The following is a 14,423-nucleotide window of genomic DNA, read 5'->3' as shown; positions in this document are numbered from 1 at the left end:
AGCCGCCAGTTAGGTTAGCCTGACCGTATCTCACCTCGCAGAAGGAGGACACCCCCATGAGGGTCGTCATGTTCGGGTTCCAGACCTGGGGTCATCGCACCCTGCAGGCACTTTTGGCATCTGAGCACGAGGTCGTCCTGGTGGTGACGCACCCGAGGGGTGAGGGTGCGTACGAGAAGGTGTGGAGCGATTCCGTCGAGGACCTGGCACGCGAGAACGGCATCGAGGTCCTCATCCGCGAGCGCCCGGAAGACCAGGAGCTGCTCGACCGGCTCAAGGCGGCCGATCCGGACGTGATCGTCGCGTGCAACTGGCGGACCTGGATCCCGCCGCAGGTCTTCGCACTGCCCAAGCGCGGCACGTTGAACGTGCACGACTCGCTTCTGCCGAAGTACGCAGGCTTCTCGCCGTTGATCTGGGCCCTTCTCAACGACGAGAAGGAAGTCGGCGTGACGGCGCACATGATGGACGACACGCTCGACGCCGGCGACATCGTGTTCCAGCGCTCGGTTCCGGTCGGCCCGCGCGACACGACGGCCGACCTGTTCCAGAAGACGCTCGAGCTCTTCGGCCCGATCACGGTCGACGGCCTCGCCGAGATCGCGTCCGGCCGCACCGACTTCGTGAAGCAGGACCGTTCGCAGGCCTCGTTCTTCCACAAGCGCGCGGAAGAGGACCTGCGGATCGACTTCACCTGGACCGCCGAGGAACTGGACCGGCTGGTGCGGGCGCAGTGCGCGCCGTACCCGAGCGCGTTCTGCTTCCACCGCGGGCAGCGCCTGGAGATCATCGAGGCGGACGTGTCCGCGGAGGTCTACGGCGGTACGCCCGGCCGGATCTTCTACCGCGAGGGCGACGGCGTGACGGTCGTCGCCGGCGCCGAGGCCCGGCGCGGCCGGAGCAAGGCGTTGCTGGTCAAGAAGGTTCGCACCGCCGACGGCACCGAGCTCAAGGCCCAGGAGTACTTCAAGACCATGGGCGGTTACCTGACCTCCCGCCCCTGACGGCTGACACGCTGATCACGGCCCGGGTGACCGGACCGTGATCAGCATGGTCGATCATTAGCGCATGAATCGCGCCGCGGTGACGTCACTGGTCGTCTTCGTGCTGCTCGTGGCACTCGGCTGGTACCTGACGGAACTCCAGTCCACCAAGGAGAATCCGCCCTCCGCGCCCGCGCCGACCGGTTCCGCGCCGGCGGGTTCGAAGGATCTCGGCGCGCTGGCGATCGCGCCGGAAGGCAAGATGGCCGGCTACAGCCGCGACCGCTTCCCGCACTGGGCCTCGCAGGGGAACTCCTGCGACACCAGGGAGATCGTGCTCCAGAAGCAGGGTGCCGACGTCAAGCAGGACAAGGACTGCAAGGCGACGAGCGGCACCTGGAACAGCGTCTACGACGGCGTGGTGATCAAGGACGCCGGCGCCGTCGACATCGACCACACCGTGCCGCTGGCCGAAGCGTGGCGTTCCGGCGCGGACAAGTGGACCGACGACGAGCGCAAGGCGTTCGCCAACGACCTCGGCGGCATCCAGCTGATCGCGGTGACGGCGAAGTCGAACCGCTCCAAGGGTGATCAGGACCCGGCGAAGTGGAAGCCGCCGGTCGAGTCGTACTGGTGCACCTACGTCCAGCACTGGATCTCGGTGAAGATCACCTACAAGCTGACGGTGGATCAGGCGGAGCACGACGCTCTCGGCACGATGCTCAAAGCTTGTTGACAGCGAACAACACGGCCTGTGTTTTGAACGAGCAACCTGAGCATGACCGGCGAACCCCGCAGCGCCGGGGCGCGATCGAAACGAACAACACGGCCCGACCCCCCGGACGGGCCGCGTCGTCCTCGTCCCGGTGCCCCTAAACGGCCTTGACCGAGTCGAACAGCCCGGACAGCTGCCAGTGCGTCACGTACCCGACGGCCTCGGCCGCGATCAGCACGTCGAGCTTGGCGAGGTTCGTCCGCACCGGCATCTGGTACGCCTTCCCGCGCCGCACGTCGAGCACCATCGGGGTGGCGCCCGGCAACGTGTCCTCGACGGTGTGCTGCAGGATCCGCAGCCCGACGTTCGCCGCCTCCCTGGTCAGCGGCACCTCCTTGGTGTGCACCAGCACCGCGTACGCCGACCCGTCCTTCTTGCGCAGGCCGAGGTGCGGCCGCACCTTCAGCGTGAGGTCGCCGGCCCGGTAGGTGGCCGCCTCGACCGGCACCCCGGTGGCCTTGAACGCCGCCAGCCACGGCAGGAACCCGTCGGCGATCTCCTCGAACGCCCGCGGCTGCCCCGTCCGGTTGGCGTTGATGATCGCCTTCTTCAGCTCCAGTTCAGGTTCGGTGGAGTTGACCGCTCGTCGCATGGCGTCGCGGATCGGGTTGTAGAACCCGCACACCTTCGGGTCATCGGCCAGGTACATCCCCCGTTGTTCCGACACGATGTTGATGCGTCCACGCTGACCGCTCATGACGTACTCGGTGAACGACAGTGCGGTGACGCTGACGTTGTTGTCCGGCAACGCTTTCTCCCCTCGTACCGCTCTCTTCACCTGACGTTATCCGAGAGGTCTGACAAAAACGGCGCTACGCCGAACGGATCAACCGTTACGTAGGGTTGAGCAGTCACTCGAACGGGTAACACTCACAGTTGCGACACGAGTCGCAATCGGTAAACGGACGGTGACGGACTGGCGGCTGATCACTGACATGACCGTTCGTCTGCCGTTTGCCGACTCTCACCCAACGCTCACCGCACGACGAGCGGAAGTAACCCTCCGTAGAAGATCAACACAGGAGAATGGTCTTGTCAGGAGGATTTGCAGCGAGGGAGCACGATGTCGGTCAAGGCGGAGCGTTCACCCGGAAGTGAGGGTGACGTGGAGGTTCCGCAGCCGCGGCAGCCGAGGAGGTGGTTCGTCCACCCCGGCCACTGGCCGCACGCGGTGCAGGTGGCGATCATTCTGGTGCTGATCGCCCTGCTGCTGTGGGCCATCGCCGTGACTCTCGGGCCTGATCAGGCCTTCATCGTCGGCTCCGCCGGTATCGCGGCCAAGCTGATCTGCCTCTACCTCGACACGCGCGTCCGCAACTAACGCCACTAGCGCCCGTAGCGCTCCGCGGCGCGAGCCTTGGCCTTGGCCGCCTCGATCTCACGGTCCTTCGGCGGCGCCGCCGTCACCAGCGCGTCGAGCAGCTCCTGCGTCGCCGCGGCCACCGCCGCCACCGCCCGGTCGAACGCGGCCTGGTTCACCGAGGACGGTTTCGTCGCCCCGCTCACCTTGCGCACGTACTGCACGGCCGCGGCCTGGACCTCGTCAGACGTCGCCGGCGGTTCGAAGTTGTGGAGCACCCGGATGTTTCGGCACATGCCTCCACTATGACCTGTTGGCCGGTGCCGCGCGGGTGTGAATGCGTTCTCCCTGCTTGCCGAACAGGCTGATGATCTCGGCCGGGCTGCCGTCCGCGCTGCTCAGCGCGTGGGGCTGCCGGCAGTCGAACTCCGCCACCTCGCCCGCCCGCAGCACGACCTCCTGGTTGCCCAGGCGCAGCCGGATCCGGCCGCTGAGCACGTAGAACCACTCGTAGCCCTCGTGCACGCGCGGCTCGTGCAGCTGCTCGTCGGAGATGATCATCTTCCACGCCTGCAGCGGCCCGATCGACCTGGTCAGCGGGATGCCGACGCGGCCGTGGTCGAGCTCGCGCGGCTTCATCGTGACCCGCGGATCGCCCACCTCGGGCGCGCCGACCAGGTCGTCCAGCGTCACCTGGTAGGTCCGCGACAACGGCAGCAGCAGTTCCAGCGTCGGTTTGCGCTGGTCTGTCTCCAGCCGCGACAGCGTCGACTTCGAGATGCCCGTCATCTCGGACAACGCCGCCAGCGTCAGGTCGTGCTCGGCTCGCAACAGGGCGAGCCGTTGCCCCACGGTTGTTGCCATAACGGCAACATACTTTGCCAAAACTGGACTGTCGACCGCACCCTCGAACCATGAACTACGAAGTGGTGATCATCGGTGGGGGAGCGGCCGGACTCAGCGCCGCTCTGATGCTGACCAGGGCGCGCCGGAGCGTGCTCGTGGTCGATGGTGCCGAGCCGCGCAACAAGCCGGCCGCGCACATGCACAACTACCTCTCTCGTGACGGCCTCTCGCCGTTGGACCTGCTCAAGCACGGTCGCGAGGAGGTCGAGGGCTACGGCGGAGAGATCGTCAACGACGACGTCCGCAGCGTGAGCCGTGTGGGCGACGGGTTCGAGGTCGAGCTTTCCGGACGGGTGGTCTCGGCCCGGCGGCTGCTGTTCGCGACCGGCCTGGTCGACGAGGTGCCGGAGGGCCTGCGCGACCGCTGGGGCCGGGACGTCTTCGGCTGCCCGTACTGCCACGGCTACGAGGTCCGCGACCAGAAGCTCGTCGTGTTCGGCGAGGAGATGAAGGTGGCGCTGGTCCGCCAGTGGTCGGCGGACGTCACGCACGTCCCGTCGGTGGACGGCATCGAGGTCGAGGACGACCGGCTGGTCGCGGTGCTCTCGGGTTCGGAACGCATCCCGGCCGACGCGCTCGTGTACTCCGCACCGGTCAAACCGCGCGACGAGCTCCTTCTGGCGTTGGGCGCCGAGACCGAGGAAACGTCGGTCGGCCCGTTCGTGCGCACGGACGCGAAGGGCCGCACGAGCGTGCCGGGCGTCTACGCCGCAGGCAACGTCACGGACCCGACGGCCATCGTCATCGTCGCCGCCGCACAGGGCGCCCAAGCCGCCGGGATGATCAACATGGACCTGATCACAGCGGCAGGGTGATCCGGAACGTCGAACCCCGGCCGACCGCGCTGGTCACCGACACCGTGCCACCGTGCGCCTCCACCAGGTGCCGCGTGATCGCGAGCCCGAGACCGCTGCCACCGGTGGTCCGGCTCCGCGACTTGTCCGCCCGCCAGAACCGGTCGAACACGTGCGGCAGGTCGTCCGGCGCGATTCCGGTGCCGGAGTCCCGCACTTCGAGGATCGCGGTGTTCCTCTCCTGCCACAGCTTCACCACGACCTCGCCACCGGGCGGCGTGTAGCGGACGGCGTTCGCGACCAGATTGCCGAGCGCCTGCCGCAGCCGCACCGGATCCGCCGTGGCGTGCACCGGCGTGGCTTCCGCGCGCAGCAGGATCTCGCGGTTCTGCTGGGCGTTCACGACCTGGTCCACGACGTCGTCGAGCGCGATCGGCTCGGGATGCAGCCTGAGCGTTCCCGCGTCGGCCTGCGCCAGGTCGTGCAGGTCGTCGACAAGTCGTTGCAGCAGAAGGGATTCCTCCAGCAGCATCGCGACCAGGTGGGGATCCGGCTCTGCCAGCCCGTCCTGGGTCGCCTCCAGCCAGCCGGTGATGTTGCCCAGCGGTGTGCGCAGCTCGTGCGCGACGTCGCTGATGAGCGCCTGTCGCTGCAGTTCGGTGTCGGCGAGCTTCTCCGACATGGCGTTGAACGACCGCGCCAGCTCGCCGATCTCGCCACCGCCCTCGTCGACGCGGGCGGTCCGGTCACCCTCGGCGGTGCGTTTCGTGGCGCTGGTCAACGCCTGGATCGGCCGCACCAGCTGCCGCGCGGTCAGCCACGACGCGAACCCGGCCAGCGCCAGAATCCCCAGTGCCACCAACGTGATCCGGGTGGCGCCGGTCGTCGACAGATCGATCGACTGAGGCTGGCCACCGGTCGGTGAGGTGAGGAACAGGTAGGCGGCGTCGGCGACGTACGGCCGCAGTTGCTCCCGGCGCGCGGAGTCCATGCAGTCCACGACCTCCTGGGGCTGGTCGCGGGTGGCGAGGATCTCCCAGTCGAGACCGCCCGGCGTCACCTTCCGGTACGTGGCCACCTTCGGGGGCAGCCGATCGAGACAGGACTCGAAGAGCCCGTTCAGCACGGCGTAGGCGGACTTCTCGGTCAGCGTGATCTGGTAGAGCCGTTCTCCTGCCGGGCAGTCCGGCCAGATCGACGGATTGGTCGGATCGTCGTTGGAAAGCCGCGGCCTGCCGTTGGGCGCGTCCACGATCGTGATGCCGGGGTTGCACTGGTCCAGCTGGTCGGCCCAGGCGTGCAGGTCGCGGAACTCGGTCTCGGTGAGCTTGAACGGCCCGACCGCCCGCCGGTCGATCTTCCCGGCGTCCGGCTTGAACGGCGACTCGACGTTGAGCGGATCGACCAGCGCCGTGGGGGTGGCGGGCAACTGCGGCGAATCGGCGTTGCCGGTGTCCAGCAGCTTCTTGCCGTTGCGGTCGGTCAACGCGATGCGCCGGTTGTGCTTGCGCGCCAGTTCGTCCACATCGGACTTCACGTCCGCCCAGTTCTTGTGCTGGGCTGCGTAGCCGAGCACCTCGTCGTAGATCCGCGCGTCCGTCTCCAGCGCCTCGCCCTGCTCCTGCCGGATCGCGCCGGTCGTCGCCTGGCTCGCGAGCCACGCCGTGACCGCGATGGAGCAGGCCGCGATCACCATCGAGACGAGGAAGAAGCGAACCAGCAGGCTTTTCACGTGAGCTTGTACCCGATGCCGTAGACGGTCAGCAGCCGTTCCGGCCTGCTCGGATCCTTCTCGATCTTGCGGCGCAGCTTCATCATGTGCACGTCGACCGTGCGCGCGGTGATGAACCCGTCCTCCAGCAGCTGCTCGCGCGTGAACACCCGCTGCGGCTGCGCGGCCATCTTCGCGAGCAACCGGAACTCCGCGGGCGTCAGGCCGACCAGCTCGTCGTCGATGCGCACCTCGTGCCGGATCGGGTCTACGACGAGATCGCCGACCTTCAGCACGGTGGCGTTCGTCTCGCGCGCACGCCCGGTGCGCCGCAGGATCGTGCGCACGCGCGCCACCATCTGCCGCGGCCGGAACGGCTTGGTGATGTAGTCGTCCGCCCCCAGGTCGAACCCGAGCAGCACGTCGTCCTCAGTGGACCGCGCGGTGAGCAGCACGATCGGCACGTCCGACTCGGCCCGGACGGCCCGCATCACGTCGATGCCGTCCACCAGCGGCATCATCACGTCCAGCACCAGCAGATCCGGGTTCCGGCGCCGGGTCTCGTCGATCGCGGCCCGCCCGTCGTGCACGACCACCACGGAATGCCCGTCGTGCTCGAGGTACCGGCGAACGAGTTCCGCCTGGTGGACGTTGTCCTCGGCCACGAGGATGTGGGCGCACACCTCCGCAGTATGCAGGTCTTCACGACAGTCAAGCGGGACGTAAACAGGTTCTTCATCAGTTCCGGCCAGCGTCATGTCCATGAAGCTGCATCTGGTGCTGGGGGCGGTCGGGCTGACGGCGGTGTTGCTGACGACAGCGCAACTGGCAGGGGAGACGTCTCCCGAGGCGGCACCGACCGCGGTCCCGTCATCCTCCGTCGTGCCACCACCCTCGTCGGCACCGCTTTCTTCGGTCGCGCCGCCGCCCAGGGTGTACACCTCCAGTTCGGACCTGCCCGACGGCCCCGACTTCCCGGCCTCCGGAGCCGCCACCTTTCACGTCGTCCCCGGCTCCGGCCCGGTCGTCGGATCCGGCCCGTTGCGCACCTACGCCGTCGAGATCGAGGACGGCATCACCGTCGACGAGCAGGCTTTCGCGGCGTTCGTCGACGCCACGCTGGCCGACCCGCGCGGCTGGACCGCGAAAGGGGAGCGTTCGGTACAACGCGTGGCTGGCGCGGCATCGGTGCGTGTCAGGCTGACCTCGCAGCAGACCGCACGCGGCGTCTGCGGCTACGAGATCCCGGTCGACGTCTCGTGCCGCAACGGCAACCTCGTGTTCCTCAGCGCCGCCCGCTGGTTCCGCGGCGCCGTCGCCTTCCTGCCGGACCTGACCTCGTACCGGCAGTACATGGTCAACCACGAGGTGGGTCACGCGTTCGGCCAGGCCCACCGCCCGTGCGAGACGGCCGGCGGGCCGGCGCCGGTGATGATGCAGCAGACGTTCAGCGTGTCCAACGACGAGATCGTGCGCATCACCGACGGCGTGTCTCAGGGCACGTTCATCCCGCAGGACGGGAAGGTGTGCACGCCGAACGGGTGGCCGTATCCGTGATCTTGTGGGCCATGACCAGGGTCGTCGTCTCGCCTTCCGTTGCCAGCACCGGCTCCACCCGCCCGAAGACGGTCCGAAGCTCGGTGACGACATCGGCACCGGTGAACCCGGCGATCCACCGGTAGCCCGCCCGCAGCAGCCGGGTCGTCCTGGTGTTGCGTGCCAATCGCATGTCGAACACGAACAGCCGCCCGCCGGGCTTGAGCGCGTCCGCCGCGTTCGCGATCGCCGCCGGTACGTCCGGCATCGCGCTGAACGCCCCCAGCGCGACCGCGGCGTCGAACTGCCCGGCCCCGTGCGCGGTGGTGCACGCGTCGGCTTGGCGCACCTCGACGTTCGGCCAGTTCTTCGCTCGTTTTCTGGCGATGGCGACCATGCGCGCGCTGTAGTCCATCGCGATCACACGTCCTTGTGGCCCAACGGCTTTCACGAGTTCCGGGATGAGCGCCCCGGTGCCGCAGCCGATGTCGAGCACCACCTCGCCGGGCTGCAGGTCGAGCTTGTCGATGACGAGTCCGTTGAACTTTCCGGCGAACCGGTCGAGCACGCGGTAGTAGGTGAGTGCGGCGAAGTCCCAGAACTGCATGGTGTCCCCCTCGGGTGTTTTGCAATGCGACTGCATCGTAAAACGACCGGGGCGTAGGATGCAATGCGATCGCATTGGAGAAGTCGCATGCCGAAGCAGGTCGACCACGACGAGCGCCGCCGCCAACTCGGTGCCGCCGTGTGCCGGGTGATAGCCACGCGAGGCCTGGAGGCGGTGAGCCTGCGGCACGTGGCCGCCGAGGCAGGCGTGTCGATGGGCCGCGTCCAGCACTACTTCGCGACCAAGGACGAGCTGCTGATGTTCGCGTTCGAGCTGATCAGCGAACGCGTGGCCGCCCGCCTGGGCGAGGTGCACTCCGATGACCCCGCGACGTACCTGCGCGCGATCCTGCTGGAGCTCCTGCCGTTGAGTCCCGCGGCCCGCGCCGAGGCCCCGGTGCTCGCGGCGTTCCTGGCGCAGGCGGTGGTCGAACCGCGGCTCGGCGAGCCGTTGCGTCAGGGCAACGGTCAGATGGTGGCGTGGCTGGCGGGGATGATCACCGCGGTGCGGGGGAGCGGTGACGCGGAGTTCGATGCGATGGTGCTGCTGGCGTTCGTCGACGGCCTGATGCTGCAGGTGCTCGTCGGCCAGGTTTCCGCGGAGGTCGCCGAACGGCTGGTGGATCACCAACTTCGGCGTGTGCTCACTGCTGGTTGATGTCCGCCTTTCTAACCTGTCGGCATGGATGTGGACACGAGACTGCTGCGGTACTTCGCCGCCATCGCGGAGGAGGGCAACCTCACGCGCGCGGCGCACCGGCTGTTCGTGTCGCAACCGTCGCTGACAAAGCAGCTCAAGCACTTGGAATCGCAGCTGGGTGTGCGGCTCTTCGTCCGGTCCAGCACCGGCATGACGCTCACCGAGGCGGGCCACGCCCTCGCCGTGCGGGTGCCGCCGGTGCTCGCGGACTGGGACGCCGCGGTGCGGGAGACCAGGAGCGCGGCCCGCGTGCTGCGCGTCGGATTTCTGGCCAGCTCGGCGAACGAGGCCGCAAAGGACATCGCCGAGGCGTTCGCCCGGCGCCGGCCGGGATGGCGGGTCGATCTGCAGCAGTCGTCGTGGTCCGACCCGACCGCGGGCCTCGCCACCGCCGAGGTGCCGGTCGCGCTGCTGCGCCTGCCGTTCCCCGGCCAGGAGTTGTTCAACGCCCGGCCGTTGTTCGACGAACCTCGTTCCGTGGCGCTGCCTGCCACGCACCGGCTGGCCGGGCGCGCCGAGATCGCGTTCCCCGAGCTGTGGGACGAGCCGGTCGTCGTCACCACGGCACTCAAGGGAACGTGGCGCGAGCACTGGCTGGCTCTGTCCGAAAGGGACGGTCACAAGGTGCGCGTCGGTGCCGTGATCGAACAGCAGGAGGAGTTCCTGAACGCCGTCGCCGACGGCCGCGGCGTAGCACTCGTGCCCGCCTGCATGACCGACTTCTACCCGTGGCCCGGCGTGGTCTACGTGCCGGTGAGCGGCGTGCGCCCGACCGAGGTGGCCGTGGCCTGGCTGCCGGACGTCGGCGACGTGGCCGCCGACTTCGTCCGTTGCTGCCTGGACGTCATGCAGTCGCGGCGCACCGGCTGCGGCACTCGCTCGGACTGAACCCGTGCACGCGCTTGAACGCGGCGCTGAACCCGAACGCGTCCGCGTACCCGACCCGGCGCGCGACCGACGCCACCGTCGCCGCCGGATCGGCCAGCAGGTCGGCCGCCACGGACATCCGCCACTCGGTCAGGTAGGTCAGCGGCGGCGCACCGACCAGCCTGGCGAACCGCCCGGCCAGCGTCGTGCGAGCCACCCCGGCCTCCTTGGCCAGCAAGGCGAGCGTCCACGCGCGGGCCGGCTCCGCGTGCATCGCCCGCAACACCGGCCCGACCACCTCGTCCCCGAGCGCGGCCAGCCAGCCCGTCCCGTGCTCCCGGTCGAACCACTCCCGCAACGCGCAGACCATCAGCCAGTCGAGCAACCTGTCCGCGACCACCGGTGGCCCGCCCGTGCCCACTGAGCCGTAGAACTGCGCGCACTCGTCAGAACCCTTCACCACCAACGCGGGTGGCAGCACCGCGGTGAGCCGGCGAGCCACCACGCCCATGACGTCGTAGGTCCCGCTGATCACCTCGGCCTGTCCCGTGACGGTCAGCGCCCCCTGCGTCACCACGACGTCCCCGGCACTTGCGGTCTCGCCCTGGACGTCGATCTCGCCCGCCGCCACCGCGTACAACGTGAGCCCACCGCTCATCGCGAGCGGTCCGGCCACCTCGGCCCGGCGCACCCCGGCCTCATCCGCGCGCACCCCGCGCAGCAGTTCGTCGAACGGCTCCATGCCTCCACGATAGAGGTCGAACGATCGAACATCATCGATGAACTCTCACCCATGTCCGGCGCCGGTCGAAGCGGGTTGGCTTCGTGCCATGACTGAAGAGATCCTGGTACTGGGCCCGACCGGCAAGACGGGCCGCCGCGTAGTCCGCGCGCTCGAAGCATTGGATGTTCAGGTTCGTGCGGCTTCCCGCTCCAGCGCGCTGCGTTTCGACTGGGCCGACGAGTCGACCTGGCAGGCCGCCCTGTCCGGCGTGACCGCGGCCTACGTGATCCCGCCCTACGACCCGGCTGCCGCCGCCCCGTTCGTGGCGCTGGCGCGCGAGTCGGGCGTGCGCCGCCTGGTCCTGCTCTCCGGCCGCGGACTCGACGACACCCCGGCCGAGTTCTTCGCGGGCATGCACGCCGCCGAGAAGGCGCTCCACGAGTCCGATCTGTCGTGGACCATCCTGCGCGCCAACAACTTCAACCAGAACTTCTCCGAGGAGATCTGGCAGCACGAGGTCCGCGCCGGCCGCCTGGCCCTCCCGGTGGACGACACACCGGAACCGTTCGTCGACGTGCAGGACATCGCCGACGTGGCCGCCCTGGCGTTGACGTCAGGGGAGCACGACGGTCAGACCTACAACCTCACCGGCCCCGCCGCCATCACGTTCGACGAGGCCCTCGGCAAGATCTCCGCGGTCGTGGGCCGCCAGATCGAACTGGTCCGGCAGACCCCGTCGGAGTACCACGAAAGCCTTGTGGCGCTGGGTGTTTCCAGCGACGAGGCGACCGAACTGGGCGCGCTCTACGCGGGCATGCGCAGCGGCCTGCTGGCCACGCCGACCGACGACGTGAGCCGCCTGCTCGGCCGCCCGGCGATCGACTTCGACACCTACATCGGCGGCGCGACCGAAGCCTGGCGCTGACGCGGCAGCAAGAGGTGCACGGCGAACCCCGCCGCCGTCGCCACCACGGCCTGGTAGACGACCGACACCTGGTACTGCGACGCGACGAGGAACGCCGCCTCCAGCCCGGTCGTCCACCAGCCGGCCAACTCACCGAGCCCCAGCACGTGCCACCCGAAGAACCCGGCGCACCACGCGACGACGACCCAGGCCGCGCGTCCCCCGCGCCGGACGAACAAGAACGTGGACACGGCCGCCACCGCGTTGAACGCCAGCGCCACCCCGGTCAGCGTCGCATCGGCGCTCCACACGAGGGTGGCCAGCGTCTGCACCACCAGCACGACCACCACGAGCCCGATGCCCAACCGCGTCTTGTCCACGCGGCAGGGTATCCGCCGGTGGTTCCGCTACAACCAGCCGTGCCGCGCCGCCAACTGCCCTGCCTGGAACCGGCTGCGCGCCCCGAGCCGCCCCATCACGCCCGCCATCACCCGCCGCACCGACCGCGCGGACGTACCGAGCCTGGCCGCCGCCGCGTCGTCGGTCACTCCGCCCGCGAGCAGCCGCAGGATGGTTCTCTCCTGCTCCGTCAGCCCCTCCACGGTGCGCGACTCGGCGGACATGGCGCCCTTCCACAGGTGGTCGAACCAGGCCTTCAGCAGCGCAACGGTTTCCGGAGCGGTGACGGTGGCAGGCCCAGGGACCACGGCGGTGCCCTCGCAGAGCACGAGGCCGGTCGGGAGACCCGCGCAGACGCGGACCTGGTCGTAGCCGCGCAGGAAGTCCGGGACCGAGGCGCGGTCCACGTCGTCGGGGTAGAGGACGCGCACGGGGGTTCCCCGCGGGAGGAAGCGGAGATCGACGAGGTCGTCCATCCCGCCTGACATGCACAGACTGATCTCGGTCTGTGCTCGCATGACCATTTCCTGCACATCGCCTGTACGCATGCCGAAAACGCTATTCAGGCGACCTGCACGTCACCGGCACAGAACCTGGACGGAACCTGGACGGCCTTGTCCTGATCCGGCCAGGGCATTTCCGGACAGCCCGAAAGTCTTGTCCCGCAACGCTGAGCGCGGCAATGTTTGCCCCACGATGTTCCTGGTCGAGAGAAACCTGAAAGCGAAGGTAGATCTGGACGCACTCAGGGGTTCAAAGCTGGAGAACCTGAGAGTTCGCGTCGATGAATCCGGTTCCCGCGTGGTGGCGCTAATAGCCGCGCACAACAGGGAACACGCAGAGGCAATTGCAACGGAAATATTGGGAGAATAGTCATGCGTGGAATCAAGACCGTCCTGGCCGCGATCGTCGCGGCCATCGCGCTCGGCACCGTCACGGCGCAGGCCGCGCCGACGACGCCGAACTTCGGTGCCGGGATCGACCCCTACTCCTCCTACGACGGGCAGCGGACCTGCGAGGCATCGGCCAAGGCCGGCCCGATCGGCGTCCGCGACCTGCTCAACGCCACCTACGGCAACCACACCGCGGGCATCAGCCGCAACTGCGACGGCACGACCAGTGAGCACCACGAGGGCCGTGCACTCGACTACCACTTCAACTACTTCAACGACGCGGACAAGGCCAAGGCCGAGGACTTCCTCGGCTGGCTGCTGGCGAACGACCAGCACGGCAACAAGCACGCGATGGCCCGCCGCCTCGGCGTCATGTACGTGATCTGGAACAACAAGATCTGGGAGTCGTACCGGCCGGACGCCGGGTGGACGCCGTACACCGGAGACAGTCCGCACCAGGACCACATCCACATCAGCTTCAGCTGGGCCGGCGCCAACAAGCAGACGTCGTGGTGGACGCAGGCCGCACAGCAGATCGGCCGGATCGGCGTGGTGTCCAACGGCACGCTGTCGGTCAAGGAAGGAAACCTGTTCGCGCCCTGGGTCTCGCAGATGTCGGGCGTCGCGAAGTTCGAGATCGACGGTGACCGCATCGGTGTGCTGACCACGAGCGGCGACGTCATGGTCAAGGAGGGCGACCTCTACGCCCAGTGGACGACGCAGCTCGGTGGCGCGAAGGACTTCCACCTGTCCGGTGACCGGATCGGCGTGCTGCGCAACGACGGTTCGCTGGCGGTCAAGGACGGCACGTTGTGGGCCGGCTGGACCGAGCAGACCGGCGGCGTCAAGGACTTCGACCTCACCCCGAACCGCATCGGCGTGGTCTTCAACAGCGGTGAAGCCACCGTCAAGGAAGGCGACCTCTACGCGGGCTGGGTCAACCAGATGGGCGGCGTGAAGGACATCGAGCTCGCCGCGGGCCGAGTCGGCCTGCTGCGCGACAACGGTGGGCTCGCGGTGAAGGACGGCACGCTCTACGCGAGCTGGACCGAGCAGGCGGGCAGCGTCGCGAACTTCGAAATGACGAGCAACCGCATCGGCGTCGTTTTCACCAACGGTGAGGCCTCGGCCAAGGAAGGCGACCTCTACGCGGGCTGGGTCAACCAGATGGGCGGCATCAAGGACGTCGAGCTTTCTTCAGACCGCCTCGGCCTGCTGCGCAACGACGGTTCTTTCGCGGTGAAGGAAGGCTCGCTCTACGCAGGCTGGACCGAGCAGGCCTCTCCCGTTTCCGCTGCCGACCTCACCCACCGCTAAAAAGAGCC

At 68.5% G+C, this 14,423-nt stretch carries 18 protein-coding genes; 9 read left to right on the top strand and 9 right to left on the bottom strand.

Annotated features, from left to right (window positions below):
• The first annotated feature begins 56 nt into the window (after positions 1–56).
• Together ACIA8G_RS19025 and ACIA8G_RS19020 are read left to right on the top strand one after the other, a co-directional pair.
• Entirely contained in the window at positions 57–1,004 is a 948-nt protein-coding gene (locus ACIA8G_RS19025; protein ID WP_396419863.1) for a methionyl-tRNA formyltransferase, read from the top strand.
• 64 nt (positions 1,005–1,068) lie between these two features.
• Positions 1,069–1,719 (top strand): HNH endonuclease family protein, encoded by a 651-nt coding sequence (locus ACIA8G_RS19020; RefSeq protein ID WP_396419861.1) that lies wholly within the window; start codon positions 1,069–1,071, stop codon positions 1,717–1,719.
• 136 nt (positions 1,720–1,855) lie between these two features.
• Here ACIA8G_RS19020 and ACIA8G_RS19015 read toward each other — a convergent pair whose 3' ends face one another.
• Positions 1,856–2,536: a hypothetical protein gene (locus tag ACIA8G_RS19015; protein ID WP_396419860.1), complete on the bottom strand. Its 681-nt coding sequence runs from the start codon at positions 2,534–2,536 to the stop codon at positions 1,856–1,858.
• 327 nt (positions 2,537–2,863) lie between these two features.
• Here ACIA8G_RS19015 and ACIA8G_RS19010 point away from each other — a divergent pair, with 327 nt between their 5' ends.
• Positions 2,864–3,079, top strand: a complete 216-nt coding sequence (locus ACIA8G_RS19010) for a hypothetical protein (protein WP_396419859.1) — start codon at positions 2,864–2,866, stop codon at positions 3,077–3,079.
• A gap of 5 nt (positions 3,080–3,084) precedes the next feature.
• On the opposite strand, the gene ACIA8G_RS19005 is transcribed toward ACIA8G_RS19010, so the two are convergent.
• Positions 3,085–3,354: a DUF2277 domain-containing protein gene (locus tag ACIA8G_RS19005; RefSeq protein WP_396419858.1), complete on the bottom strand. Its 270-nt coding sequence runs from the start codon at positions 3,352–3,354 to the stop codon at positions 3,085–3,087.
• A 7-nt stretch (positions 3,355–3,361) separates the two neighbouring features.
• Positions 3,362–3,922 (bottom strand): helix-turn-helix domain-containing protein, encoded by a 561-nt coding sequence (locus tag ACIA8G_RS19000; RefSeq protein WP_396419857.1) that lies wholly within the window; start codon positions 3,920–3,922, stop codon positions 3,362–3,364.
• A gap of 50 nt (positions 3,923–3,972) precedes the next feature.
• On the opposite strand from ACIA8G_RS19000, the gene ACIA8G_RS18995 reads away from it, so the two are divergent.
• Positions 3,973–4,779 (top strand): NAD(P)/FAD-dependent oxidoreductase, encoded by an 807-nt coding sequence (locus tag ACIA8G_RS18995; RefSeq protein WP_396419856.1) that lies wholly within the window; start codon positions 3,973–3,975, stop codon positions 4,777–4,779.
• On the opposite strand, the gene ACIA8G_RS18990 is transcribed toward ACIA8G_RS18995, so the two are convergent.
• Both ACIA8G_RS18990 and ACIA8G_RS18985 read right to left on the bottom strand, forming a co-directional pair.
• Entirely contained in the window at positions 4,763–6,490 is a 1,728-nt protein-coding gene (locus ACIA8G_RS18990) for a sensor histidine kinase (RefSeq protein WP_396419854.1), read from the bottom strand. The genes ACIA8G_RS18995 and ACIA8G_RS18990 overlap by 17 nt on opposite strands.
• Positions 6,487–7,152, bottom strand: a complete 666-nt coding sequence (locus ACIA8G_RS18985) for a response regulator (protein ID WP_396419853.1) — start codon at positions 7,150–7,152, stop codon at positions 6,487–6,489. The genes ACIA8G_RS18990 and ACIA8G_RS18985 overlap by 4 nt, the downstream gene beginning before the upstream one ends.
• A gap of 79 nt (positions 7,153–7,231) precedes the next feature.
• Between ACIA8G_RS18985 and ACIA8G_RS18980 the strand changes: the two genes are divergently transcribed.
• Entirely contained in the window at positions 7,232–8,026 is a 795-nt protein-coding gene (locus ACIA8G_RS18980; RefSeq protein WP_396419852.1) for a DUF3152 domain-containing protein, read from the top strand.
• Here the strand turns inward: ACIA8G_RS18980 and ACIA8G_RS18975 are convergent.
• Positions 7,974–8,612, bottom strand: coding sequence for a class I SAM-dependent methyltransferase (locus ACIA8G_RS18975; protein WP_396419851.1), 639 nt, complete (start codon positions 8,610–8,612; stop codon positions 7,974–7,976). The two genes, ACIA8G_RS18980 and ACIA8G_RS18975, sit on opposite strands and share 53 nt — an antisense overlap.
• Positions 8,613–8,699: 87 nt before the next feature.
• Here ACIA8G_RS18975 and ACIA8G_RS18970 point away from each other — a divergent pair, with 87 nt between their 5' ends.
• Both ACIA8G_RS18970 and ACIA8G_RS18965 read left to right on the top strand, forming a co-directional pair.
• Positions 8,700–9,269 carry a TetR/AcrR family transcriptional regulator gene (locus ACIA8G_RS18970; protein ID WP_396419850.1) on the top strand — a complete coding sequence of 190 codons (570 nt, stop codon included), beginning with the start codon at positions 8,700–8,702 and terminating at the stop codon, positions 9,267–9,269.
• A 24-nt stretch (positions 9,270–9,293) separates the two neighbouring features.
• A complete protein-coding gene (locus tag ACIA8G_RS18965; protein ID WP_396419849.1) occupies positions 9,294–10,199 on the top strand; it encodes a LysR family transcriptional regulator in 906 nt (301 codons plus the stop codon).
• On the opposite strand, the gene ACIA8G_RS18960 is transcribed toward ACIA8G_RS18965, so the two are convergent.
• Positions 10,156–10,920 carry an AraC family transcriptional regulator gene (locus ACIA8G_RS18960; protein WP_396419848.1) on the bottom strand — a complete coding sequence of 255 codons (765 nt, stop codon included), beginning with the start codon at positions 10,918–10,920 and terminating at the stop codon, positions 10,156–10,158. The two genes, ACIA8G_RS18965 and ACIA8G_RS18960, sit on opposite strands and share 44 nt — an antisense overlap.
• Positions 10,921–11,008: 88 nt before the next feature.
• Between ACIA8G_RS18960 and ACIA8G_RS18955 the strand changes: the two genes are divergently transcribed.
• A complete protein-coding gene (locus ACIA8G_RS18955; protein ID WP_396419847.1) occupies positions 11,009–11,827 on the top strand; it encodes an NAD(P)H-binding protein in 819 nt (272 codons plus the stop codon).
• Here ACIA8G_RS18955 and ACIA8G_RS18950 read toward each other — a convergent pair.
• Together ACIA8G_RS18950 and ACIA8G_RS18945 are read right to left on the bottom strand one after the other, a co-directional pair.
• Positions 11,794–12,186 carry a hypothetical protein gene (locus tag ACIA8G_RS18950; RefSeq protein WP_396419845.1) on the bottom strand — a complete coding sequence of 131 codons (393 nt, stop codon included), beginning with the start codon at positions 12,184–12,186 and terminating at the stop codon, positions 11,794–11,796. The two genes, ACIA8G_RS18955 and ACIA8G_RS18950, sit on opposite strands and share 34 nt — an antisense overlap.
• Before the next feature lie 27 nt (positions 12,187–12,213).
• The gene (locus tag ACIA8G_RS18945) at positions 12,214–12,753 is read right to left on the bottom strand and encodes a LuxR C-terminal-related transcriptional regulator (protein ID WP_396419844.1); all 540 of its coding nucleotides are present in this window, start codon (positions 12,751–12,753) and stop codon (positions 12,214–12,216) included.
• 327 nt (positions 12,754–13,080) lie between these two features.
• Between ACIA8G_RS18945 and ACIA8G_RS18940 the strand changes: the two genes are divergently transcribed.
• Positions 13,081–14,415, top strand: a complete 1,335-nt coding sequence (locus tag ACIA8G_RS18940) for a hypothetical protein (protein ID WP_396419843.1) — start codon at positions 13,081–13,083, stop codon at positions 14,413–14,415.
• Positions 14,416–14,423 lie beyond the last annotated feature (8 nt).

This window comes from Lentzea sp. NPDC051213 (assembly GCF_044455585.1).
In the GTDB taxonomy this organism is placed as follows: Bacteria; Actinomycetota; Actinomycetes; order Mycobacteriales; family Pseudonocardiaceae; genus Lentzea.
This window is presented reverse-complemented; position numbering and strand designations above follow the sequence as displayed.